Raw genomic sequence first — 22,291 nt, 5'->3', positions numbered from 1 at the left:
CCAGCTGCAACCGGACTGTAGTCCGATACATTCCCTGGCTCGTCGGCAAGTTGCCTCATGTCAAGATGCGCGCGTAGGGGTGTTCGTTGCCTCACGTGAGCGTGCGCGCTTGGTGACTGGTGGTTGGGCGCCGTCGCCAGCTTTGCTGGTGGCCAGGATGAAGAGCTGCGCGGTCAGAGCCTGGATCTGGCGTTGAGTGGCGGCGGGGTTGATCAGCGAGTAGGAGCGGGTCAGCGCCACGATGCGTTTTACCGGCGTGGTCGGGTGGTTGATCGCGCGGTGAAACGGAGTGGTGGCGGTGTCGTGTTTGCGGGACACCTTGGCTCCTGTGCGGACTTTGGATATCAGCTTCTGCTGGGGGTGGAAGTAGTTGGTCAGCTTTGACTGCAGGTGCCAAATCTCGTTGAGCAACAACAGTTCTGACGCGGTGTCGTAGCGGTAGTATCCGACCACGGTGCGGACCACTGACCAGTTCTTCTGCTCGACGTGGCAGCCGTCGTTCTTATTGCCCGGGCGTGCTCGGGTGAAGGTGATGCGGCGGTCTTGGCACCATTTGAGTAGGTCGTCGTTGATGAATTCCGATCCGTTGTCGCAGTCCACGCCCAGGATCGGGAACGGCATCGCCGCAGCGATGTGATTGAGGGCGGCCACCACGGTCTTGGCGGCCCTGTCGGGCAGTGAGCGGTTCTCGGTCCAGCCGGTGGCAATGTCGGTGACCGTCAGCGTGAAGGCATGGCCCCCACCGCGATTGCCGCCGTCATGAAAGACCGTGTCGATCTCGACGAAGCCGGGCACAGCATCGTCCCATTCGGCCCAAGTGCGTACCGGGATCTGGCTTTTGAGCAGTGATCCCGGCTTGGTGCCCACACGCCCTTTGACCTTGTGTTTGGCCCGTTCATCGGCTAGGCGGCGATCAATGGTGGCCGCCGACATCGATACCAACAGTGCCGCGGTCTCATCACTGATGACCAGCTCCCGGAAGTGGCGCAGCACGGCCACCAGCTCTGCGAGCATGGGGGCGAGCCGTTTGCCGGCCGGCATTCCCAGCACCGTCCAACAGACCGTCAGCGCCGCGATGACCTCGGGTCCGTACGTCACCGGCCGCGGACCACGCGGAGTAACACCTTTGGGCCGCAGCGCAGCGGTAAGCGCCTTGCGAGCGTGGTTTCGGTGCCAGCCGGTATTGGCGCACAACTCGTCGAGGATCCGACTCTTGCCGCGCTTACTGGCCTGCTGGTAGCGGATCGCGGTCGTCTCGGTGATTGCTCTGCGCTGTGCCAACCTCAACCCCATCCACTGGGCGTACACGCGCATTTCTAATGAGGCAACGAATCACCGTTTCGCGCGCATTTCTGATGAGTCAACGCGGTCGGTGGGTCAAGCTACGATTCGCACATGAGTTCGAACAACGTTGCGAATGTTCTCGCCTCTGTCGAGTCCGCGTACAAAGAAGTGGCCGCTCTTCGGGTGGAAGGGTTGTCTCGCACCGACCTGTACGCGCTGCTGGCGCGGCTCGACAAATTGGACCGGCAGCGCGCTGCGCTCGACCGCCGGCTGCTGGGACGGTTGCTCGCCGAGAACGGGTTGTCGGCCAACGATGTCGCGAGACGGCTGCGAATCTCGCCGGGAGAGGCGCAACGGCGCCTCGGTCAGGCGGCTTCGTAGCCCCGAGCGCGGGTTGGCGTGCCATCCGGTCGAGCTTTGCGACGGCATCTCCTGAAGCGATTCCAGTTAAGAACGACAGCCTGCAGGTCGCTGGCAATCCCACGTCCGCCATGCCGGGATTCGGTTAGCACGAAGCGTCGAACAGCCACATCACTGCGTTTCGGGCTTGAGCGTCCATGCCGGAATCCAGTGCGTGACGGGTTTGCGGCGAGCACCGTAGGCAATCTCATAGGTCACCAATCCCCACCAGTAGCCCTGCTCGCACAGACCCCAGCACGTCAGTCGGCCCTCTACGACGGTGTGCATCTGCAGCCCAGCCGGGTTGTAACCGCCGGCGGCATGCGGCTCGCGCGGGAACACCGCGGCCAGATCGACGAGCACGGTGACCGGCGGATCGACGCGGCGGAACGCCTGCTGAACGGGCTGGCCGTTGTATCCGATACCCTTCAGCTCACCCATCATTCGATCATACGTTCGAATACCGGAACGACGAGCGCGATCGGTCGGCGGAAGCCGAGTCCGGCCAGGCGGGCGTGACGCACACTGTCGATGCCGACGGTGCGCACGTCGCCGGACGTCGGTTCATAACACGCCAGGCGGCGCCCGTCCGTCGCGACGATCAGCACCCAGTGCCGCGGGATGAGGCCTCCGACCAGCATCGGGACCGGCCATCCCGCGGCGACGACCCGTAGCACGTCCGCGAGGGTGTCCCGGTGCCCGCGGAAGAACCGCCACCGACACCGGACCCCGGACGGCAGGCTCGCCTCGGTGAGCGCCCGGCTCATCCCGCACGGAGTGGCGCCGAGTCGCCTCGGCCATATTCGGTTGATCTCGGCGTGCACCCTGGCCTGCTCCGCCGCGAACCACGCCGGTTCAGTGAGCGCGGCGCGCCGATCCGGATCGACCAAAGCGCCGGCGACCGCGGCGACCGTCGGGCCGCACGTGACGCCGTCGCGTTGTCGTAGCCGAAGGCCGACCAGTTCCATCGCCCCAGTGTCGCTCTGATTGGCCCGATTCGGCCCGCCGAACATGGGCAGTCGGGCCTCCCGCAGCCGAGTTGCTGCCAACCGGCAACCAATTTCTGCCACTGGAATTAAACCCGTTGACCACGCGGTTTCCAAGATCAGCTGCAGCTACGAACCGCGACACATGCCACGGCTCGGACCCGGAAGGCAACAACGGAAGAAGGCTCCGAAATGAAGATGTTTGGTATCGCTACCGTCGCCGCTAGCGCCTTTGCCGCCGTCCTGATCGGACTGGCAGCGCCGGTCCAAGCGGCGCCGTCTGGACCTGGGAGCGCCCAACAGACCATCAGCGAGCTCGAATCCCAGGGCTACCACGTGATCGTCAACCGGATCGGCAACACCCCGTTGGCCAAGGCGTCCGTCCTGGCGATCCGCACCGGCCAGACCTACACCCAGACGAACAGCGTGGGAGTCGGCGGAAACCGCACCACCCGGATCGTCAACAAGACCGTCTATGTAGACGTGCAATGAGTCCCGCAGACAAGCCCCCGCGATGCCCGGCATCCGGGGGCTTGCCCGCTTCGGCGAACACGTGTTTCGCAATGCCCACGGCTGGCTAATTCATTGAACGTGGCCTTCGACCTGACGCCCACCGCGGCACAGCACGAGCTGGCGCGACGGACCCATGAGTTCGCCGAAGAGGTGATCCGCCCGGTGGCGCTCGACTATGACCAGCGCCAGGAATTCCCCTGGCCGGTGCTCGAGGAAGCCGCTACCCGAGGTTTCTACAGCCCACTGTTCTATCGGGACCTCATCGGCGACCCGACCGGAGTGTCCCTGCCGATGTTCATGGAGGAGTTGTTCTGGGGCTGCGCGGGAATCGGCCTCGCGGTGGTGATGCCGGCGCTGGCCCTGTCCGCGATCGGCCAGGCCGCCACACCAGAACAAATGCTCCAGTGGGCACCCGAATGTTTCGGCGCTCCGGGCGATCTCAAACTGGCGGCGCTGGCGATCTCGGAACCCGAAGGCGGCAGCGATGTCCGCAACCTGCGCACCACCGCCCGACGCGACGGTGATGACTGGATCATCGACGGCCACAAGATGTGGATCGGCAACGGTGGCATCGCCAACGTGCACGTCGTCAACGCGGTCGTCGACCAAGAGCTCGGACACAAGGGGCAGGCGCTGTTCATCGTGCCCGGCGGCACCCCGGGGCTGGAGATGGTCCGCAAGCTCGACAAGCTCGGCTGTCGCGCTTCGCACACCGCGGAACTGAAGTTCGACGGCGTCCGAGTCCCCGCCGACAACCTGCTCGGCGGCCAGGACAAGCTCGACCACAAGCTGTCCAAGGCTCGCGAGGCGGTCAAAGGCGGTCAGCGCTCCGGATCGGCCACGCTCGGCACCTTCGAGCAGACCCGTCCCATGGTCGCGGCACAGGCCCTCGGAATCGCCCGGGCTGCACTGGAATACGCGACGGAGTACGCCAACCGGCGGGAGGCGTTCGGCGCTCCGATCATCGACAACCAGGGCATCGCCTTTCCGCTCGCCGAACTGGCGACCTCGCTCGACGGCGCGCGTCTGCTCACGTGGCGCGCCTCCTGGATGGCGGCGAGCGGAGTACCTTTCGAACGCGGGGAGGGGTCGATGTCCAAGCTGGCTGCCAGCGAGGTCGCGGTCCGCGCCACCGAACGCGCCATACAGACGCTGGGCGGCTGGGGATACATCAAGGATCACCCCGTCGAGAAGTGGTACCGGGATGCCAAGCTGTACACCATCTTCGAGGGCACCAGCGAGATTCAACGTGTCGTCATCGCCAATGCGCTGGGTGCCGCCGACGGCAAGCCACCCCTGCACTTCGATCTCGAACCCACCGGCGGGCCGATCAACCGCGTCTTCGGCCGGGGCACGCCCCTGCGCGGTCGCGCCGCCGACGCCGCGCTTGCCGCGAAGGACCGGGTGCCTGCGCCGATAATGCGGTTGGCGATGAACGTGTTGCGCCCGCCTCGCAAATGACATTCGGATAAGGGGTCCGATGCCGAACGAGCGGACGACCGATCTGCTTCTTCGACGACCGTCACCGCCGACGGTGTGCACCGCGAACGTACAGCGACACAGTGGAGTTAGAAACGCAGGTTGCGCAAGAGGTCGTAGACGCTGGCGATCCAGAGCAGCATCGGGATCACCGCGGCGATCGCTGCGCCGTCGAACAGTTCCAGGATTCGCTTGGTCACCGGCGACACCCGGCGCACGCCCGCTGTGGCCCCGACGATGATCAGCGCGACGATTCCGGCGATAAGGTATCCGGCCAACACCAGCCATGCCGACTCCGGGTACCACAGGCAAAGCCGGGTCATCACACCGGTCGGGATGACGACAGCGGCGGCCAAAAGCGCCCACGCGCACCATCGTTCGGCGTACAGCCGCGACCGGAACGCGCAGATCGCGGTGACCAGACCCGCCACGATCATGCTGTGTACGAAGAAATGACCTTGCACCACGACGGCGATCGCGCCGATCGACAGCACGAGTGCTCCGGCCGTGACGAACCCGATCAGCAGCCGCTTGGCCAATTGACTACGCTCGTGCAGCCGCGCCGCGGAGTCTGGAACCGACTCGATGATCGCCTGCCAGGTCGGCGATTCCTCGTCCGTGCCCGAGGTCGCGACCGGGTCGAGCAGTTCGTCGTTGGCCACGGTCTCCCCCGGCGCCGGAATGGGTGGCAGCGCGATCCTGGCCACCGCGACCGTCAGCTTGGCCGCGTTGGTCACCACGATCAGGCCGAAGGCGATCGCACCCACAGGCACCCAGTACTGCCAGCCGTAGCCGTAGCCGATCGCCGCGGCGGTCACCGCGACGGCACTGACGGAGGTGAACGCGGCCAACTCCGCTCTTCGGCGCGGACCACCCCGCGTCGCCAGGGTCAACAACAGCACCACCGCGGCCGCCCCGGCGATCTGCGGCGCACCCAGTCCGCCGGCCCCGCGGGGTAACGGCACGCCCAGTGCGACCGCGCCGGCGAGAGTCGGTATCGCCGCCGCCAGCAGGCTCTCGGCCATGTCGAGGTTCTGGTAGTGGTTGGTGGCCAACGCGCTGCCAGCGAGCAGGCCCAGACCCAAGACGCCGAGGGCCACAGCCCACCACCACTCGTGGTCTGCGCGAGTCCATCCGACCAGCGTCATCACCGTCACAACCAGTGCTACCAACGGGATAGCCAGGCCGACAAAGCGATTGAGCGCGGATCGGTCGAACTCCGGTGACTCGTCGAGCACCGCGATCGCGTCGATGACATCCTCGACGAGCGGACGGTAGCGCTCAGTGCGACTGACCGACACCAGGGTCAGCAGTGACCCGTCGACAACACCGGCATCATCCAGCGACTCATTGAACTTCAGCGGCGGGGCGCCGGGCCTTGCGAACGCCCAAACCCCTTGCGCGGTGAAGTCGAACCCGGCGAGGATGTCTTTCGGTGTGTCCTCGAGCAGTTCGGCCAACACCGCCACCGTCTCGTCGATGTAGGTCTCGATGGGCGCCGCCGCGGGCAGCACCAGATCGGTCATCCGCCGGCCGGTGAGGATCGTGACTCGAGTGGTCGACGACCGCCCGGGCGTGAGGTTCGACGTGGATGCTGCTGCGGCGGTGGAGGTCAACGCCGTTCGAGCCTGTCGAAGTCGTCGGACAGGGCTGCGGCCAACTCGATGATCCGCCGGCGCAACGTCCTGCTCAGCAAGTCGAGCTGGATCTCCGTGCCCGCCGCGATGTGCTTGTCAAAGGGCAGCACGACGACCCGTCCCGGCGGGACGTGACGCTCGAACTGCGCGACCAAATCTTCGACGTCGATGTTCGGCGTGCCCGGGACGACATGGTTGATCACCACACACGACCGGCCGAGCAGGTCCTGATATCCGTTCTGCCGCAACCAGTCCATCGTCATCGCCGCCTGCCGGGCGCCGTCGATCGACGCACTCGCCACGATGACCAGGCCCGAGACGGTCGCCAGCACGCCGCGAGCCGCGGGCTGGAACAGTCCAGCGCCGCAGTCGGCCAGCACGAGATTGTAGTAGCGCGACACGATGTCGGTCACGCCCTTCCAGTCCTCATCGTTGAACTCGCGCCGCGCTCCGCTGTAGTCCTCGCTCGAGAGCACCTCGAGGTTCGCGGCGTTCATGCTCGTGTATGCGCGAATGTCGTTGTACCGCGCGAGTTCCTTGTCCGCGAGCAGATCTGCGACGGTGGCGGCGGACTGGCGCCCGGCGCGGTCGGCAAGGTTGCCCCCGTCGGGATCGGCGTCGACCGCCAGGATCCGGTCGCCGCGGACCTTGCTCATCGCCGATCCAAGCGCGACTGTCACGGCGGTCTTGCCGACGCCGCCCTTGAGCCCGAAAACGCCGATCTGGTAGGAATCGCGGGCATTTCGGCGGATCCGGGTGTGCAATTCCATCTCGTAGAGCTCGTCGGGCGACAGTCCGAGGTTGATCCTGGTCAATACGTAGAGCAGGTGGCGCCAGCCCCGCTGCGACGGCATCTTCACCGCCGATTTCACCCCGACATGGGCCAGCGCATCGATCGCGCGGTGATTGCCGATCGTGGCCGCCGACGTCTGCGCGGGCGCACCGAAGCCCCCGCCCGTATCGGACTGCGCATCCGCGAAATGCTGGCTCGGCGCGGGCGCCGGGGCGGGCCGCGACACCGGTGTCGGCGCGGGCCGCGGCTGTTCGAAGCGCGCGCCCGCCGGGCCGCCCGACTGCGGGATCCGCATCATCGCATTGGGCTGGTGCTGCGGGGCCGTCGACCGCGCAGCAGGCATCTGGGTGGTGACCTCGGTCTGGTGCGGCGGCGGCGCGGCGGTCTTGGCCTGGCTGGCGCCGACGGGCATCAGCGGCGGGGTCACCTCGCTGCGGCCCGGCCCACCCGCGGGCATCGGCGCCACGGCGCCGTCGTCCGCTGTCTGGACAGCATCTCCGGTGGAGTGAAAGAGCCGGTCATAATCGGCCGACATGAGTACCTCTCAAAGTCAGTAACGCCGAAACGCACATGGTGGGCGGGATTCCCGTAGGTCGCCCGCCCACCTGCGCGCAACGTCGTGTCAGGCGAACATCCCGGTCACGCCGGCTTCGGTCTGGGCCATGGTCGCACCGGCCTCACTGATGGTCTGCGCCAGGTTCTGCAGGGCCGCATTGAGCTCGGCGGCAGTGCTGTCCCAGCGCATCTGCACGGCCTGATAGGCCTCCGAGCCCGACCCGCCCCACACCGCGGCGAGCGTCGCGAGGGAACCCTTGCCCTCGTCGAGCAGGCCGGCGGTGGTGCCGACGGCGCCCTGGATCTCACTGGCGCCGCCTTCGATGCCGGCGAAGTTCCATACCTGTTCGGTCATGTCTGTACTCCGTTTCTGTGGGTGGAAGGTCAGAGATTCATGGCCGACGACAGCGTCCCGGCCGAGTCTTCGTCCGTCGCGGTGTACTGCACCCCGCCGGTGTGGATGTTGGCCGAGATGTCGTTCAGCTCCTGGATCTGGCGCGCCGCGGCCTCGTTGTAGCGCACCAAGGCGGCCTGCGCGGCAGTGCCGGCCTGGCCGACCATCTGGCTCGCCAACGCGCCGGCAGTCGCCTCGACGTGAGAGATGACGCCTTTGAGCTCTCCGGAGATCCGCTCGAAGTTAGCTGCCTCCTTGGCGAGGACAGCGGCATCGGTATTCATCTGTGCCATGCTCGATACTCTTTCTTTCTTCCTGTGTCCTCACCACATATGCGGAAATGGCGAGTCTTTCCGGCCGGTTGACCGGGAAGTCTTTCGGTGCGCGACTACCAATCGTCGTCGTCGTCTTCGCCCAGGTCCTGCGGCAGCACCCGTGGTGGCGTGAGACCTTGTTTGGCGCCACCGCTGGTACCGCGCTGGCCCATCGCTCCCATGGGGGTCCCGCCGCCGGCCGCGCCGACCGGTGCCAGGCCGCCCCCGGTTCCGCCGCCCGCTGCGGCGCCGGGCGCGACGGCCGCCGAGGGCTGCCCGATGAGGTCGGCCATCAACGGCGTGCGCGCCATCGACCCACCTGCCCCGGGCAGCGACGCCGCACGCACCAAGCCCGCGCCGGACGCGGCGCCCGACCCGCCGGCCAGCGGATGGTTCGACAGCGGGCTGGCCCCGATCAGTCCCATCTGCGCCTTGTCGCTGCCACCGAACGAACCGATCTGGCTGAACATCGACGTCACCTGTTGCAGCGGTTGAGTCAGCTGCTGCATCGGCTGCATCACCATCTGGCTGGCCTGCTGCGGCAGTTGCCCCAGCGTGGAACCCAGTTGGGAGGCCAACTGCATGCCCACCTGCATGCCCTGCTGGGCGCCCTGCTGCAGCTGTTCCTGTGAGCCGAACTGCCGAGCGTTCTGGGTGCGCTGCGTCTGCCCCTCGGCGTGCACGGCCGCCTGGTTGGCCTGCGACACCGCACGGCCCGCGGTCAAACCGGCCGACTCGACCGTCGCCTGCGCACCCACCTGCGCGATCGCCGCGTTGCGCAGCGCCGCACCCGGTGCACCGGCCGCGGCCTGACCGAGTGCCGCGCCGACGGCGCCCTCCCCGACGCCCGGGAGCACGATCGGCGTCATCGGCATGATCGGCTCGAACATGATGTTCATGGCGGTCTCGGCTTGGTAGACGTCCATCGCCCCGGCCGCCTGATTCCACATCCGCACGAAGTAGTCGAACTCGTTGATCCCGATCGGGAGCGTGTTGACGCCCAGGAAGTTGGTGGCCTCGAGCACCGCGTGGGTGATGTGGTTCTGTTCGATCTCCGGTAGCGGCGGGGTGGTGGCCATCGCGAGGTTGTACGAACTCGCCTGCGCCGTGGCCTGTAGCGCTCTCTTCTGCGCCTGCGCCGAAACCGTGCGTAGCCAGACCACCATCGGCATGGTTGCAGTTACCGCACGTTCACTTGCCGACCCGCTCCATGTCGACGTCAGGGCAGCCAGGCTCGCGGCCAACTCGTCGGCCTGAGTTTCGAGGAAGATCGCCAGCGCCTCCCACCCCGCGGCCGCTTGCAGCATCGGCGCCGGACCGGCGCCGGCCATCAGCCGCGCAGTGTTCAACTCTGGCGGCATTCCATGCCAGAACATCGTCGATTACGTCCTCGCCCGCAGAGCGGTTCCGGGTCAGATCAGAAGTTCGCAGCGTTGGCGCTGTCGACCGTGGTGTAGATGCCGGCGGCTTCCATGTAGGCCGCACCGGCGCGAGTCATCTCTTCCTGCGCGAACGTGTTCATCGCGAGCGTCTCGACACCCTCGGCCGCGAAAGCCACCGCGGCCTGGGCCGAAACCTCGTCTGCGCCTGCGGGCACCAGCGCGGTCACCGCGGCGGTTGCGGTGGTGCCTGCGGCCAGGCCGCGCGCCCCGTTCGCCACCACCTGTGCGCCGATTCCCGCCGCCCCCGGATTGTGCGTCATCGGTTGCATCTGCAGCTTCTCCTTATTGAGTGTGAACTCGCGGAATATGGATTTATACGCGCCCGGGACTCGGCTCCCGACAGCTCGGAACCATCCTTCGATCCCTTTGCTGATCACCCGCCGCTGGGTTTGCTGACGCGTCCGGATTACATCCTAACCGCGGGCCAAGGGTGCTCATTACACAAGTTCTTCCGGCGGATCGACGTAGGCGGCCTGGATGACCTCCTTTCCGTCCGGCGAGACCAGGAATGCCTGGCCAGGCGGTCGCCGTTTGAGCTTGATCTCGCTGGAGGGAAACTCCTGTTTCTCCCCGGAGAGGAACAACGTGGGCGAACCGGCGCCGTAGGCGGCCCCCACGAATTTGTCCATGGTGGCCCGGTGAGCCTGGCTCATCTGACAGGTCACGACGAGGTGCAGGCCGATGTCGGCTGCCGCGGGCAGCAGCGGGAAGAGCGGCGCCATCGGCGGCACCACGCCGCTGGCCGCGACGATCATGTGCCAGTCGTCGACCAGCAGCACGACGTCCGGACCGCTCCACCAGGACCTGGCCCGCAGCTGGGCGGTGGTCAGATCCGGTGGCGGCAACCGCTTCTGCAGGTTGATCGCCAGGGCCTTGACGGCCTCTTCCAGCGTCGCGTTGTTGCGGTTGACCGCACCCGCCGCAAGCAGATGCGTCTCGGGCACCGCGTCGAGGAGACCCGACCGATAGTCGGCCAGCATGAACCGCACCTGCTCGGGGCTGTTGCGTTTACAGATGGCCTGCACGACGGCATGGGCGATCCGCGTCTTTCCCGACTTGGGCGCGCCGAAGATCAACAGGTGCGGAGTCGTGTGCATGTGGTTGTAGGCCACGGCCATATCGGATTCCCGAAGGCCGAGGGGCACCGTCCACCGGACGCGGTAGTCGGCGTCCGGCCCCGGCGGGTCGGGATCCAGCTCATGCAGGTAGATGCGCTCGGGAAGCACGCGGACCTTCGGCGCCTGATCGGTGTGCCGGGCGGCGATGATCTGCACCGCTTCCGACATCGCGGCGACGAGGTCGTCTGCGCTGTGGACACCGTCGAGCCGGGGCACACCCATCATCAGGTGATGCTTTTCCATCGAGATCGCGCGGCCCGGCCGGTTGGCCGGGATATCGCGGGTGATGCGGTCGATCTGGGTTTCGTTCACGTCGCCGAGCCGAAACTCGACTTTCGTCCCGAGATAGTCGCGCACTCGGGATTTCAGCTCAGTCCAGCGCGGCGTGGAGATCACCGTGTGCACCCCGAACTGCAGGCCCTGCCCGGCGAGGTCCTGCACCACCGGCTCGAGGTCGGGGAACTCGGCGACGAACGCCGGCCAGCCGTCGATCACCAGGAACACGTCGCCGAACGGATCGGCCGCCACCGGATGGCTCGGGTCTTCGCGCATCTGGCGATATGCGGCCATCGAGCCGACGCGGTACTGCTTGAACAGTGCTTCACGTTGGCGTAGAACGGCTTTCATCTCGGCAACCACACGGTTGACCCGGTCTGGCTCGGATCGGGTCGCGACGCCGCCGACGTGCGGGAGGTCTTCGAGGTACATCAGACCGCCGCCGCCGAGGTCGACGCAGTAGAATTGCACCTGCCGCGGCGTGTGGGACGCCGCGGCCGAAATGAGCAACGTCTGCAGGAAGGTGGACTTGCCGGTCTGCGGCGCTCCGCCGACAGCGATGTTGCCGCTGGCCGACGACACGTCGATGCCCCACACCTCCTGGCGGTGCCGGCGCGGCTCGTCCATGATGCCGAGCCCGAAGCGCAGCGGACGGCGCTCGTGGTCGTTCGCGATCAACTCATTTACCGGCGTGGGGTCTGCCAACGGCGGCAACCACATCCGGTAGGCGCGGGTCTCGCCGGTGGTGAGCTGGTCGAGCACCACTTCACGCAGCACCCGCTGGTCCGGTTCGACGCTCACCGCGCCGCCACCGCTTCGGGAATCGGAGCCGCGGTGAACTGGCGGATCCGCAACCGGGTCTGCCCGTTGGTCCGCGGCTTCACCTCCGAGTCCTGATGTGCGGCCGCCGGTACATAGTTGATTCCGGTGTAGACGCTCTGGAACTTGACGGGATCCTCCATGCCGACGCGGAGGAATCCGACGCCGCTCTCCTTGTTCGTGATGTACTGCGCCTCGGGCGTTCCGATCACCGCCTTGGACTCCGCCGAACTCGTGGTCCGCAGTGCGATGCGGTAAGTCAGGTTCGGTTCGAGCTTGTCGATACGCACCCCGCCGGTGTTGAGCGACTGCGTCGCCAGCAGCAGGTGCACGCGCAGCGACCGACCGACGCGGCAGATGCGGTCGAACAGCCCGATGAAGTCCGGATGGTTCTGCAGCAGCTCGGCGAATTCGTCGACCACGACGAAAAGTGTTGGCAGGGGCGGCAGGTCGGCCCCGCGTTCCCGGTGCTTCTCGTACTCGGCGACACCGGACAGCGCGCCCGCCGCGCCGACCTGCATACCGGCCTGCCGCAGGATTGACTGCCTGCGGTCGAGTTCGCCGCTGAGCACCTCGCCCATCCGGCTGACCAGCTCGGCCTCCTCTTCCATGTTGGTGACGACGGCCGCGGTGTGCGGCAACTTCTCCATGCCGAGGAACGTCGAGCCGCCTTTGAAGTCGGTGAGCAGCAGGTTGACCTGGTCGGGATGATGGGTGGCCGCCAACGACAGGATCAGCGTGCGCAAGAACTCCGACTTACCGGAACCCGTTGTGCCGATGAGCATCCCGTGTGGACCGGCGCCGAACTCGGCACCCTCTTTGATGTCGAGGTACATGACCTCGCCGGTTTTGAGCTCGTGACCGAACGGGATCCGCAACCGGTCATGGTCGGTGTCGCTGAACATCCGCCACCGTGCCGGAGTCACCTCCTCGATCGACTGTGCTCCGACGAGTTGATGCCACTCGGTGGCGACCTTCTTGTGCACACGAACGCTCTTGTCGATGATGGTGCCGGTGATCGACCAGCCGGCCAGCCTCCGTGCCACGCGACCTGCCTGGTCCGGTGTCATGTGATCGACCTTCGAGGTGACCAGCCGGTAAGTCTGGTTGGGCAGCCGATCGTCGGCCGTACCGTCGGCCGCCACCCGGAGCCGGTATGCCGAGCCCCGGTGGTTGCCGAGCGTGATGACCGTGACGCCGGCCCGGCCGTCGACCGGGAACCCGGCCTTGCCGCCCGTGAGGTCGATCACCACGACGTAGGGCCCGCTGGGCGCTGCGTCCGCGGTGTGAGGGCCGCGCGCGGTCAAGTCGCCGACGCCGTCGGGACGGGTGAAGATCATGCGGGTCGGGCCGGCGGCGTCCGTGTCGGTCTGATGCTGCACATGCGGCAACCACTTGAGCCAGGCCCAGTCGGGATCCTCGGGGTCGTCGGTGAGCACCCGAATCTGCAGGAGGTCCGGCGGATGGAAGACCGCGAGGTGACAGATCATCGCGGTCAGCAGCCCGGCAGCGCCGGGCTGGTCGCCACCGACGGCGATCGTCGGGAATGTCCTCAACTGCAACAGTTTCGGACAGTCGTGAATGAGCCCGTGGGTGCGAAGGAACTTCGTCACCCACATATGGCTCACCGGCTCCAGGTGCGGCTGCGGTGCCCCCTGCGGACCCGCCAGCTCGCCACCGACGGCCGGCTTGAGTAACCGGTCCACCGCGGGTTCGGCGCCCAGGCCGACCCGGGTGGCGGCGTAGAAGTCGGCGTTCGTCTGTCGCGACCACTGGCGGTTGGTGCCGATGATCGACAGCAGGTCTTCCGGGTGCGGCGCGTGGTAGTTGAAGAACGTCACCTGCGCGGCCGCCGAGGAGGTGACCCGCGTGCGGAGTCCGGCCAGATAGCGAAGGTATTCCCTACGGTCCGCGTTGATCTCGGGAACCCGCTTGCCGCCGGGCCCCCCGCCCGCCATGAAGCCGACGGTGGCCATGACCATCATCAGCGGCATCATCAGCATGTACGGCGAGAGTTGCCGGATGCCGGTGAAAATCATGATCGCGATCATGCCGAGCATGCCGCCGCCCATCACCCACGGCAGCGCCTTCTGGATGCCCGACGGCGGGATCTCGACGCCGAGGTCCTCCGGCGGCGCGACGTTGATCTCACCCGGTGTGAGTCGCGGTCCCCGCTTGATGATCGGGGTGAACTTTTTGGTGGTCATCCGCCGCCTCCGGTCTGGGATGTGGCCGGCTGGGCGGCGGAGCCGTCACCGGCCTTGCGCGGGTTGGGGTCTGCGGGCAGGGTGTCGTGTTCGACGAGCGCCGCCTCCTTCGACAGCACCGGGCCGTCCACCAGAAGGCCGACCACTTGCCACGGTGCGGTCGTCGGTCCGCTCAGGCCGAGCGCATTCCCGGTGTCCTCGTTGGGCAGACCGTAGCGCACGCCCTGCGGGTCGACGTAGTACAAGCTCTCGCCGTAACGCGGATCGGGCGACTGCAACCGGATGTACTGACCACCATCGATGTAAACCGTTGCGTCCCCGCCGATCTGCCTGATCCCGGTGTTGATCGCCGATGCTGCGATCGGCAGCCGGCGCCCCGCGATCACCGTCGTCTTCGGGGCCTGATCACCGGGTTCGCGCTGCCACGCCCAGCACAGCGTGGGGGCATCCTCACGCAGCAGGATGTCCAGCGGCTTGTCGGGCAGCGGCGAGGCGAACACATGCTCGCGGATGTCCGCGACCACGCTCGCTTCCACCGATGGCGGCGTCACGAGGCCGTACGAGTTGGTGGCGCGGATCGCCGCGGCGGTGGTGTTGTTCACCCGCGCGACCCCGTCGGGCAGCACCACGAAATGCTGTTCGCCGTCCTCGGTGAGCGCCTTGAACACCGCGCCGATCACCAGATTCGCCGGCAGCCCAACCGAGTTCGGCGCTCCCGAGAACGGGATGTCGGGCAGCCGCCATGGTCCGGCGTTGGGAAGCGCGTTGAACAGCCCCTCCGAGATCGGCGTCGCCCTGGCGGTGACCGGGATACCGACCGCAGAGGTGACCGCCCGGTCGGCGAGATCGATGTCGTGCCTGCCGCTTTCGGTGACCAACCAGGTGTCGTTCCGGTAGGAGACCAGCATCCCCTGGCCGGGGCGCATCGGACCGACGGAGGCGTCGGTCACCAGGGGCCGCACGATGGCCGACGTTTCGAGGTTCGGCGCCACGCTCTCGGGTTTGGTGACGGTGTCGCACAGCGTCCACATCGAGTTCGCCCCACCCACCGGTGTCGCGTAGGGCGCCCCGGGGATTCCGATGGGCTGACCCTTCGGCATGCGATTCAACTCGTCGGACTTCACCGCCACGGGCGTCCCCGCGTTGCCGAGCACCAGCCGTGCCGAGGTGAGGTTGTACACCGGCCGCAGTTGGTCCGAGCCCGGCAGCACAATGTAGAGCTGGTTGGTGCCGCGGTCGACGAGAAGCGTGTCGCTGCCGCGCTTTCCCAGCGGTTTGAAGTACGCCAGCAGCGCAGCGCCCAGGCAGATCAGCACCGCGATGATCACGCCGGCCGATACCGCCCGGCTGTAGAACTGCAGCGGGTCGTCGAACATCCGGGTGTCTCGGCGCACAATCGCGTGCTCGACGCGGCGCAGCAGGAAGCGCCAGCCGCTGACCTGCACCTTGGTGGTGAGCCGGAAACCCGCCATGTCTACTCGCCGATGTTCAGACGTGCATGGACCGCACCGATGGCGGCGGCCATGTCCTCGCCGTTGATCTCGCTGAGCTGATCGACGTCGAGGCTGTCGACGTCCAGCGAACGGGCCAGCCGCATGTCGCGGTTCTGCTCACCCGCCTCGACGAGTTGGCGCGCGTAACGGCCGTTACCCGCGATGTCGAGCGCGGGTTTACCGTTCAGCGTCCGCCGGCTCAACAGCGTCGCGGCTTCGGCCACCCGCTTCGCGGCGTCCTCGGTCAGCGCCGAATCATTGGCCCTGGCAATGACTCCTGCGATCGCCACGATCTCGTCTGGGCTGTAGGAGTCGAACTCGATACGGGTGGCGAACCGCGACCGCAGACCGTCGTTGGATTCCAGCAGACGGTCGATGTCCGCGCTGTAGCCGGCGATGATGACAACCAGGCGGTCGCGGTCGTTCTCCATCCGGGCGAGCAGGGTGTCCAGCGCCTCGGTGCCGAATGGGTCGGCGCGGCCGTCGCGTTCCTGCACCAGCGTGTAGGCCTCGTCGATGAACAGCACGCCACCGAGGGCGCGGTCGATGGTGCGGCTGGTCTTGACCGCCGACTGGCCCTCGTACTCGGCGACGAAATCCTTGCGGGAGGACTCGACGAGTTTCGGCTCGCCGATCACGCCCAGGCCGGCCAGGATGTTGGCCACCACGCGGGCGATCGTCGTCTTACCCGTGCCGGGCGGGCCGGCGAAGATCATGTGCTTCGACGTCTGCGCCACTTTCATGCCACGCGCCGCCCGGACCTTGGCCATCTGCGTAGCCGCGCGGTAGGCCTCGATCTGCTCCTTGACCCGTGTCAGCCCGATCTGGCGGTCCAGCTCGGCCTGCGCCTCCGCGAGCAACCGGTCGCGACCGGAGGTATCGGCCTCCACGCTCTTCGGATCCCACGGATCCTTGCGCGCGGCAATCTCCTCGGCCGTCGTGGTCGTCAGTCGGTAGGACGGATCACGCAGTGCTGCAGTGACTTTCGACTCAGGATGGGTGGCTTGCAGCCATTCCAGCAGCGCCATCGCTGCGTCTTCGTTACCCTGGCTGCGACGCGTCATCGCCAGGCACCACGCGATCGCCGGGGCGCACGCTTCGCCCGCTGGCGAGGAGTTGGACTCGGTCAACCGCCGTTCGGCCTCGGTGAACAGGCCCAGGTTGGCCGCCGCGACGCCGTGTGCCACCCCGGCCGCCGCCGCGAGGAATTTGTCGGGCCACCCGGCGGCGCCGCGAACTTGATCGATCACATCGGTCCAGCGTTCGGCGGCACCGTAGACAACGGCCTTGACCCACGACACCAGGTGCTCGGCGCCGGCCGACGGCACGTCCTCGAGCGCCTCCATGGCGTCGGCGTAGTTGCCGACCGCCGCCTCGTTCGCCGCGAAGCCCATCGTGACGGCCAGCGGTGAGTTGACCGGGTAGGTGATGTCACCGAATTGCCCGCCGATCGGAACGCGGGCGTTGAGGCTGTTCATCGAGATCTCAGCGGAGCCGGCGAGTTGGCCGAAGTTGGCCCGCGAGTACCACGCCCGGAACAACGTGGCCCGGTCGGTGTCGCCGCAGCGGATGCGGCCCACCCACGCGTCGCAGGCGGACTCGTCCAGAGTCGTGATATCGGTGAAGATCTCGAATGAACGCGCTGGTGCGCTGGGCAGCAAGCCGACCGCACTTCCGAACAGGCTGGCGAGGTGCTCAGTCATGATCACCCGCATATCTTGTCGCGAACACGCGTGCGCGCTCGGCTTGGGCTTGTTCGGGGCTCGGCAGGCCGAGCTCGCGGGTGAGGAAGTCGCGGGTCGCCGCGTCGTCGTGGCCCTGTTCGCGCATACCCTCGAGCATGTTCGCGTGCTGCCTGGACTTCGCGTCCTGGGTCGCCAGGCCGGCGACGACCACGATGTCGGCGGCGAGGTCGGCTTCGGTCAGCTCGCAGGCCTTGGGCGACAGCTCGATTCGGCTCACCCGGCCGTCGAGGGCGCTGCTGACGGAGACCGTGCCCGGCGGGTTGGTCACGGTGGCGACGACGGCCGGCGATTCGGTCTCGTCGGCTTCGTCGACGGCATAGACATCCAGGGCGTCGAGGACGGACTCGTCGGTGCCGCCGCCACGAACGCCAGGGTCGAACGCGGCCAACTCGTCGTGATCGTGTGGGGACGTATCACCCGCCATGTGTGGCTTCCTCACTTCGGATCGGGCCCGACCGGTCCAACGTGGAGTGGTCGAACCACTTGCCCGAGGGCAGGAACTCGATGAGGCCGTCCAGTGCGCGCTGCAGGTTCTCGGGACTGCCCGGTAGGAAGCTTCCGTAAAGCTCGCCGCTGACCCGGCGCGGAATCGACACGATGCGCCCGTGCCTGGAGTCGAGCACGCCGGCCGCGACGTCGGCCTGGGTGAACGTGCCGCCCGGATGCCGCTCGATCGCGGTGATCTCCACCCAGCTCTGGGGGTCGGAGATGATGTCGGCGTAAGCGCGCGCCGACGCCGGCGCGATGCCGTAGGCGGCAAGCTGATTTGCGTTGCGGCATTCGGAAAGTTTGCTAGCCACGCCCGTCAGCGGCTCCACCTCGGCCGGTGTCGCGGTGCCCAGGACCGTCATCACCATGCCCGCCAGCCCGACCTGTGGGGCGATCCGCTGCAGCACCAGCATGTCGCCGCCCCGAGCCGCAACGACGTGCCGGTCACCCTTGCGGCAGACCACGAAGCGGATCATCTTGCCGCCGACGTCGCGCCGCCACCACCGCGCTTCCAGCGTGCGGTCCGCCCGGCTGAGCGTGTCGACCATCGCCGCGACCTCCGGGTGGGGTTCACCGAAGGCGTCGAGCACACCTTGCGCGGTCAAGTCCCGGGCCACCTGCTCCCATACGAGGTCACGCAGATCCGGTTGCGGAATGTTCAGCCGGATTCCCAGCGCGGGCGGGAACTCCATCAGGCCCAAGCGGTTGGCGATCACCAGCATGCCGTCGATGGTGACCTCGACACCGACGACGTCGTCGATGTGGGTGGCCTCCGAGCTCACGACCGGTCCGCCCGCAGCTGTGCGTCGAACGCCGAACCCGCCGTAGTATCGGTCCGGTCGTAGCGCCGGGCAGCGTCGACCAGCTTGTCGCACAACGAATCCGAGACGTCGGCCACGTTGGCGCCCGTATTGCGTCTGGAGGCGAGTACCGCATCGAGTGCGGTGGAAGTCGGCGTGGCGATGCTGCCGTGGGTGTTCCTGACCGCTGCGTCGACGCCCCCGACCGCCTCCGTCACAGCACGGGCATCGGAAGCCGCGCGGGCGTGCCTGGCCGCCAGTTCGCCGAGGTGCGCAGCGGAGACGCGCAGATCATCGCCGGACATGGGTGCTCCTCCGCCCTCCTTCACGCTGTACGGTGCGGACCCGCTGGGCGCAGCCGGTGGATGTCCGCCGCACTGTGCCTAGCCTCACATTTTTGCCACGGTTCGCGCACGTCGGACCCGACGTCAGTTGCGCGAACCTCTTTGCCGGAGTCAGCGTACCAGCGGTTCACCACCACCCCGTCACGAAATTCTGCGCCCCTCGTGGGTGGATCACGGTACCCCGGATCGGGCTCCCAGTTAATCACCAAGCCCTTATCGCACGGGTATAAGCGCTGCTATGCCTGCTACAGCAAATTGTATTGACCATCTCCCCCACACCGCCCGCGTGGTCAACTCGTGAACGGTTGTCAACGCTGACAAGCTCCGCTTGCGGTTCTTCCCGGTGCCCGGTCCGGGGCTGGAAGGCAGCTTCGACGACATCGGAGGAGCCTTCGATGTGTTAGCTGAGACCGGACCCAGGGGGCCGCATGGCCGGGTGGTTGATACTTGAGCAGGGGCCGACACACCATCCAGAGGAGATCGCATTGACCGACCGCGATGACGCGTTGCGGAAAGAACTCGGCTGGACGGGCTCCGAAGAAACCGGCTACGAGCCGTCCGCTGCCCACCCCGAGGCGACAGCTTCACCGCCTGCAGCGGGATTTCCGGGGCCTGAGCCGCCGCGCGGCAGCTTTCGCGAGCAGCCGCCCCGGTTCGGTCCGCCCCCGGACTCGCTGCACGATACCGGACCGGTGCCCACCGGTGACCGACCTGACCTGCCAATGTGGGGTCAGCCCACCAGACAACACCCGCCTCAGCCGCCGCAGCGACCTGGCCCGCCACCGCAGCAGCCCGGTCAACCGATGCCCGGCCAGTGGCCCAGCCCCGGGCCCGGTGGGCAGGCCCGGCCCGCGCCACCGGCGCCGACAGGTTCTTTTGCCGAGCGGATCAGGCCCGACGAATTGATTCCTCAGCGCCGGGTGCCACCCAGCCGGGGCTGGCGTTTCGTCCTCTACCGGGCCACGTTCGGGGCCGTGAACCTCGGACCCGGACCGGACGAGATCCGGCAGGCCGAATTGGTGGCCAAGATCCGGGGCGTCCTGCGGGGTCACTACAAGATCGGCGTGATGGGCAAGGGCGGGGTCGGTAAGACCACCGTCTCGGCGAGCATCGGCTCGGTGTTCGCCGAATTACGGCAGGACGATCGGGTGGTCGCGATCGACGCAGACACCGCGTTCGGAAAGCTCGGCAGCCGTGTCGATCCAAGGGCGCCGGGCTCATACTGGGAATTGACGTCCGACCAGCATCTGGACACCTTCGCCGACGTGCGCAGCCGGGTGGGCAACAACGCCGCCGGGCTCTTCGTCCTCGCCGGTGAAGGCACCCCCGCCCGCCGCCGCGTGCTCGACCCGGCGATCTACCGCGAGGCCACCTCCCGGTTGGATCGCTACTTCACGATCTCGATCATCGACTGCAGCTCGACGATGGACTCGCCGGTGACCCAGGAGGTGTTGCGAGATCTGGACGCGATGATCGTGGTCTCCTCCCCGTGGGTCGACGGCGCTGCCGCGGCGGGCCAGACACTGGACTGGTTGGCCGCCCACGGGTTGACGGGACTACTGCAGCGCACCGTCATCGTACTCAACGACTCCGACGGCCATGCCGACAAACGGACGCGTTCGATTCTGGCGCGACAGTTTTCGGGTCAAGGACAGCGCGTCATCGAGGTGCCCTTCGACGGGCATCTGCGCCCGGGCGGCGTCATCAACGGCACGACCGAAATGTCCGCGAGAACCCGGCGCCGGTTCCTCGAGATCGCCGCTGCGCTGGCCGAGCACTTCCCCACCACCGACGACCGAAGCCGCGAACGGTACTGATGCTCAGGCGAGTTCGGTGATCAGTGCCTCGATCGCCTCGGTGGCCGCTGCGGACACCGGCTGTTCGGCTTCGGTGTGCACGATGTCGTCGTCGGAAACCCCGGCGGCCTGAGCGGTTTCGGAGATCGTCAGGTTCGCGCCGCGACGGGCCGCATAGAGGCGCTGGCCCAGCGTCGGGTCCGGGGACCGCGCCGCGCGCAGCATCAGGTCGGCGTAGCGCGTTCGCACTGCACTCAGTGCCTTGATCAGCGGCGGGGTCACCCTGCTGATCCGTGCCGCCCGAGCGGCGACGCCCTCCAGCTGGCGAAGATCGGCGAGGACCTTCGCCACCTTCGGCCCGAACTCGGGATCATCTGGTGCCGGCAGCGCGGCGATCGCCGAATCGAACGTGCTCACCGCGGTGATCACTGCCTGCGCGATCAGCGGCACTTCGTCTTCACGCAGTCCTGCCGAGGGCTGGTCCTCGGGGCTTGCGACCGGCTCCCCCTGCCGAATCCGCGCGATCGCTCCCGGTGGCCACCGCAGCACCTCCTCGAGCTTTGCTCGGGTCCGCTCCCGCGGCCAGCTCCTGCCCTTTTCGAACGCGATCAGGGCCCCGGCATTGATGATCCCGTCGGCGGCCAGGCCGCGCTGGCTGATGTTGAGTTCGCGACGCCGTGCCGCGGCTGCCGCGCCGGCTCGGACCACGCCGGGATCGGACGCCTCGGTCGATCGATCGGCCGATTCCGGGTTCGTCATGATGCGGTGGTCCTCGGGGCGGGCAGCGGGAGCGGCCCCGCGATCGTATCTTTCGCGGTGGCCAATGCTACGGGTTGGGGCCGCGTGGCGCCGCGGAAAGGCGTGTTGACGCTCTGGTTGCACGCCGGTCGTAACTAGTGCATCGCTACGGTCCCCTATGGGCTTGCCTGTGTCCGTGCACGTCAGACGTTGGGCTCTGTCGAAAACAGCCCCGGTCATGCTATCTAAACGTTGCATCGCTACGGTTTATCCGCTACGTTCCTTGGCATTGCGGTACACGCGCCGCAGTCAGCGCAGAGGAGCACACTGATGAACACGACTGAGTGGGACGAAATCCCCGTCGGCGCCTGCACCCGGGATCCGGAGCGGTGGACCACGTCGGCCGACGAACAGGCCAAGGCCATCTGTCGGGCCTGTCCGCGGCGCTGGCTCTGCGCCCGGGAAGCCTGCGAATTACCGCGCGCCGAGGGCCTCTGGGCGGGCATCTCCGTGCCTGAGTCCGGACGTGGCCGCACGTTTGCCCTGAGGCAGCTGAAGTCCCTGGCCGAACGCCACGGCTACTCCGTGCGCGATCGCCGGCTGCACGCGGAATCCGCCTGAATCGTGGGTCCGCCCACCGCCGGATCGGGGGGTCGGCGGTGGGCGGGCC

22 protein-coding genes are annotated in these 22,291 nt (G+C 67.3%); 5 read left to right on the top strand and 17 right to left on the bottom strand.

Annotation, left to right across the window (positions count from 1 at the left end; all coding sequences use genetic code 11):
• Positions 1 to 60 precede the first annotated feature (60 nt).
• A complete protein-coding gene (locus QGN32_RS12050) occupies positions 61 to 1,293 on the bottom strand; it encodes a DDE-type integrase/transposase/recombinase (protein WP_326548782.1) in 1,233 nt (410 codons plus the stop codon).
• Between the two features lie 102 nt (positions 1,294 to 1,395).
• Here QGN32_RS12050 and QGN32_RS12045 point away from each other — a divergent pair, with 102 nt between their 5' ends.
• Complete coding sequence (locus QGN32_RS12045) at positions 1,396 to 1,665, top strand: winged helix-turn-helix transcriptional regulator (protein WP_326548781.1); 270 nt, start codon at positions 1,396 to 1,398, stop codon at positions 1,663 to 1,665.
• A 150-nt stretch (positions 1,666 to 1,815) separates the two neighbouring features.
• Here the strand turns inward: QGN32_RS12045 and QGN32_RS12040 are convergent, their stop codons facing one another.
• A complete protein-coding gene (locus QGN32_RS12040; RefSeq protein ID WP_326548780.1) occupies positions 1,816 to 2,124 on the bottom strand; it encodes a hypothetical protein in 309 nt (102 codons plus the stop codon).
• Positions 2,124 to 2,651, bottom strand: a complete 528-nt coding sequence (locus QGN32_RS12035) for a hypothetical protein (RefSeq protein WP_326548779.1) — start codon at positions 2,649 to 2,651, stop codon at positions 2,124 to 2,126. Before QGN32_RS12035 ends, QGN32_RS12040 begins: the two co-directional genes overlap by 1 nt.
• A gap of 210 nt (positions 2,652 to 2,861) precedes the next feature.
• Between QGN32_RS12035 and QGN32_RS12030 the strand changes: the two genes are divergently transcribed.
• Both QGN32_RS12030 and QGN32_RS12025 read left to right on the top strand, forming a co-directional pair.
• The gene (locus tag QGN32_RS12030) at positions 2,862 to 3,161 is read left to right on the top strand and encodes a hypothetical protein (protein WP_326548778.1); all 300 of its coding nucleotides are present in this window, start codon (positions 2,862 to 2,864) and stop codon (positions 3,159 to 3,161) included.
• 99 nt (positions 3,162 to 3,260) lie between these two features.
• A complete protein-coding gene (locus tag QGN32_RS12025) occupies positions 3,261 to 4,643 on the top strand; it encodes an acyl-CoA dehydrogenase family protein (protein ID WP_326548777.1) in 1,383 nt (460 codons plus the stop codon).
• 107 nt (positions 4,644 to 4,750) lie between these two features.
• On the opposite strand, the gene eccD is transcribed toward QGN32_RS12025, so the two are convergent.
• The 13 genes from eccD to QGN32_RS11960 form a co-directional block, all read right to left on the bottom strand.
• Positions 4,751 to 6,277 (bottom strand): type VII secretion integral membrane protein EccD, encoded by a 1,527-nt coding sequence (gene eccD, locus QGN32_RS12020; RefSeq protein ID WP_326548776.1) that lies wholly within the window; start codon positions 6,275 to 6,277, stop codon positions 4,751 to 4,753.
• Positions 6,274 to 7,626, bottom strand: a complete 1,353-nt coding sequence (locus tag QGN32_RS12015; RefSeq protein WP_326548775.1) for a MinD/ParA family ATP-binding protein — start codon at positions 7,624 to 7,626, stop codon at positions 6,274 to 6,276. Before QGN32_RS12015 ends, eccD begins: the two co-directional genes overlap by 4 nt.
• A gap of 87 nt (positions 7,627 to 7,713) precedes the next feature.
• A complete protein-coding gene (locus tag QGN32_RS12010) occupies positions 7,714 to 8,001 on the bottom strand; it encodes a WXG100 family type VII secretion target (RefSeq protein ID WP_326548774.1) in 288 nt (95 codons plus the stop codon).
• Between the two features lie 29 nt (positions 8,002 to 8,030).
• Complete coding sequence (locus QGN32_RS12005; RefSeq protein ID WP_326548773.1) at positions 8,031 to 8,333, bottom strand: WXG100 family type VII secretion target; 303 nt, start codon at positions 8,331 to 8,333, stop codon at positions 8,031 to 8,033.
• A 95-nt stretch (positions 8,334 to 8,428) separates the two neighbouring features.
• Positions 8,429 to 9,715, bottom strand: coding sequence for a PPE family protein (locus tag QGN32_RS12000; protein ID WP_326548772.1), 1,287 nt, complete (start codon positions 9,713 to 9,715; stop codon positions 8,429 to 8,431).
• A 56-nt stretch (positions 9,716 to 9,771) separates the two neighbouring features.
• Entirely contained in the window at positions 9,772 to 10,065 is a 294-nt protein-coding gene (locus QGN32_RS11995; RefSeq protein WP_326548771.1) for a PE domain-containing protein, read from the bottom strand.
• Positions 10,066 to 10,233: 168 nt separating this feature from the next.
• Positions 10,234 to 11,991: a type VII secretion protein EccCb gene (eccCb, locus tag QGN32_RS11990; RefSeq protein WP_326548770.1), complete on the bottom strand. Its 1,758-nt coding sequence runs from the start codon at positions 11,989 to 11,991 to the stop codon at positions 10,234 to 10,236.
• Positions 11,988 to 14,216, bottom strand: a complete 2,229-nt coding sequence (gene eccCa / locus QGN32_RS11985) for a type VII secretion protein EccCa (protein WP_326548769.1) — start codon at positions 14,214 to 14,216, stop codon at positions 11,988 to 11,990. The genes eccCb and eccCa overlap by 4 nt, the downstream gene beginning before the upstream one ends.
• Positions 14,213 to 15,688: a type VII secretion protein EccB gene (gene eccB / locus QGN32_RS11980; RefSeq protein WP_326548768.1), complete on the bottom strand. Its 1,476-nt coding sequence runs from the start codon at positions 15,686 to 15,688 to the stop codon at positions 14,213 to 14,215. The genes eccCa and eccB overlap by 4 nt, the downstream gene beginning before the upstream one ends.
• 2 nt (positions 15,689 to 15,690) lie before the next feature.
• The gene (gene eccA / locus QGN32_RS11975) at positions 15,691 to 17,412 is read right to left on the bottom strand and encodes a type VII secretion AAA-ATPase EccA (protein ID WP_326548767.1); all 1,722 of its coding nucleotides are present in this window, start codon (positions 17,410 to 17,412) and stop codon (positions 15,691 to 15,693) included.
• Positions 17,405 to 17,878 carry a YbaB/EbfC family DNA-binding protein gene (locus tag QGN32_RS11970; protein ID WP_326548766.1) on the bottom strand — a complete coding sequence of 158 codons (474 nt, stop codon included), beginning with the start codon at positions 17,876 to 17,878 and terminating at the stop codon, positions 17,405 to 17,407. Before QGN32_RS11970 ends, eccA begins: the two co-directional genes overlap by 8 nt.
• A complete protein-coding gene (locus QGN32_RS11965) occupies positions 17,868 to 18,665 on the bottom strand; it encodes an ESX secretion-associated protein EspG (protein ID WP_326549035.1) in 798 nt (265 codons plus the stop codon). Before QGN32_RS11965 ends, QGN32_RS11970 begins: the two co-directional genes overlap by 11 nt.
• Before the next feature lie 56 nt (positions 18,666 to 18,721).
• Positions 18,722 to 19,048, bottom strand: coding sequence for a type VII secretion target (locus tag QGN32_RS11960; RefSeq protein WP_326548765.1), 327 nt, complete (start codon positions 19,046 to 19,048; stop codon positions 18,722 to 18,724).
• A gap of 524 nt (positions 19,049 to 19,572) precedes the next feature.
• Here QGN32_RS11960 and QGN32_RS11955 point away from each other — a divergent pair.
• Positions 19,573 to 20,904: a MinD/ParA family ATP-binding protein gene (locus tag QGN32_RS11955; protein WP_326549034.1), complete on the top strand. Its 1,332-nt coding sequence runs from the start codon at positions 19,573 to 19,575 to the stop codon at positions 20,902 to 20,904.
• A gap of 3 nt (positions 20,905 to 20,907) precedes the next feature.
• Here the strand turns inward: QGN32_RS11955 and QGN32_RS11950 are convergent, their stop codons facing one another.
• On the bottom strand, positions 20,908 to 21,642 hold the full coding sequence (locus QGN32_RS11950; RefSeq protein ID WP_326548764.1) for a transcriptional regulator: 735 nt from the start codon (positions 21,640 to 21,642) through the stop codon (positions 20,908 to 20,910).
• A gap of 309 nt (positions 21,643 to 21,951) precedes the next feature.
• Here QGN32_RS11950 and QGN32_RS11945 point away from each other — a divergent pair, with 309 nt between their 5' ends.
• Positions 21,952 to 22,242 (top strand): WhiB family transcriptional regulator, encoded by a 291-nt coding sequence (locus QGN32_RS11945; RefSeq protein WP_326548763.1) that lies wholly within the window; start codon positions 21,952 to 21,954, stop codon positions 22,240 to 22,242.
• Positions 22,243 to 22,291: the final 49 nt, after the last annotated feature.

It is taken from the genome of Mycolicibacterium sp. ND9-15 (genome assembly GCF_035918395.1).
Lineage (GTDB): Bacteria > Actinomycetota > Actinomycetes > Mycobacteriales > Mycobacteriaceae > Mycobacterium.
Note: the sequence above shows the minus strand (reverse complement) of the source record. Positions and strands in the feature narration are given on the sequence as shown.

Excerpts from the sequence above, each read along its gene's own strand:
- QGN32_RS11965 (WP_326549035.1), bottom strand. The coding sequence starts at position 18,665 with ATGCTGGTGATCGCCAACCGCTTGGGCCTGATGGAGTTCCCGCCCGCG.
- QGN32_RS12040 (WP_326548780.1), bottom strand. The coding sequence starts at position 2,124 with ATGGGTGAGCTGAAGGGTATCGGATACAACGGCCAGCCCGTTCAGCAG.
- QGN32_RS12035 (WP_326548779.1), bottom strand. The coding sequence starts at position 2,651 with ATGGAACTGGTCGGCCTTCGGCTACGACAACGCGACGGCGTCACGTGC.
- eccA (WP_326548767.1), bottom strand. The coding sequence starts at position 17,412 with ATGACTGAGCACCTCGCCAGCCTGTTCGGAAGTGCGGTCGGCTTGCTG.
- QGN32_RS12045 (WP_326548781.1), top strand. The coding sequence starts at position 1,396 with ATGAGTTCGAACAACGTTGCGAATGTTCTCGCCTCTGTCGAGTCCGCG.
- QGN32_RS12050 (WP_326548782.1), bottom strand. The coding sequence starts at position 1,293 with ATGGGGTTGAGGTTGGCACAGCGCAGAGCAATCACCGAGACGACCGCG.
- QGN32_RS12005 (WP_326548773.1), bottom strand. The coding sequence starts at position 8,333 with ATGGCACAGATGAATACCGATGCCGCTGTCCTCGCCAAGGAGGCAGCT.
- QGN32_RS11945 (WP_326548763.1), top strand. The coding sequence starts at position 21,952 with ATGAACACGACTGAGTGGGACGAAATCCCCGTCGGCGCCTGCACCCGG.
- QGN32_RS11995 (WP_326548771.1), bottom strand. The coding sequence starts at position 10,065 with ATGCAACCGATGACGCACAATCCGGGGGCGGCGGGAATCGGCGCACAG.
- QGN32_RS12010 (WP_326548774.1), bottom strand. The coding sequence starts at position 8,001 with ATGACCGAACAGGTATGGAACTTCGCCGGCATCGAAGGCGGCGCCAGT.
- QGN32_RS12030 (WP_326548778.1), top strand. The coding sequence starts at position 2,862 with ATGAAGATGTTTGGTATCGCTACCGTCGCCGCTAGCGCCTTTGCCGCC.
- QGN32_RS11970 (WP_326548766.1), bottom strand. The coding sequence starts at position 17,878 with ATGGCGGGTGATACGTCCCCACACGATCACGACGAGTTGGCCGCGTTC.
- eccCa (WP_326548769.1), bottom strand. The coding sequence starts at position 14,216 with ATGACCACCAAAAAGTTCACCCCGATCATCAAGCGGGGACCGCGACTC.
- QGN32_RS11950 (WP_326548764.1), bottom strand. The coding sequence starts at position 21,642 with ATGACGAACCCGGAATCGGCCGATCGATCGACCGAGGCGTCCGATCCC.
- QGN32_RS12000 (WP_326548772.1), bottom strand. The coding sequence starts at position 9,715 with ATGCCGCCAGAGTTGAACACTGCGCGGCTGATGGCCGGCGCCGGTCCG.
- QGN32_RS11960 (WP_326548765.1), bottom strand. The coding sequence starts at position 19,048 with ATGTCCGGCGATGATCTGCGCGTCTCCGCTGCGCACCTCGGCGAACTG.
- QGN32_RS12015 (WP_326548775.1), bottom strand. The coding sequence starts at position 7,626 with ATGTCGGCCGATTATGACCGGCTCTTTCACTCCACCGGAGATGCTGTC.
- eccB (WP_326548768.1), bottom strand. The coding sequence starts at position 15,688 with ATGGCGGGTTTCCGGCTCACCACCAAGGTGCAGGTCAGCGGCTGGCGC.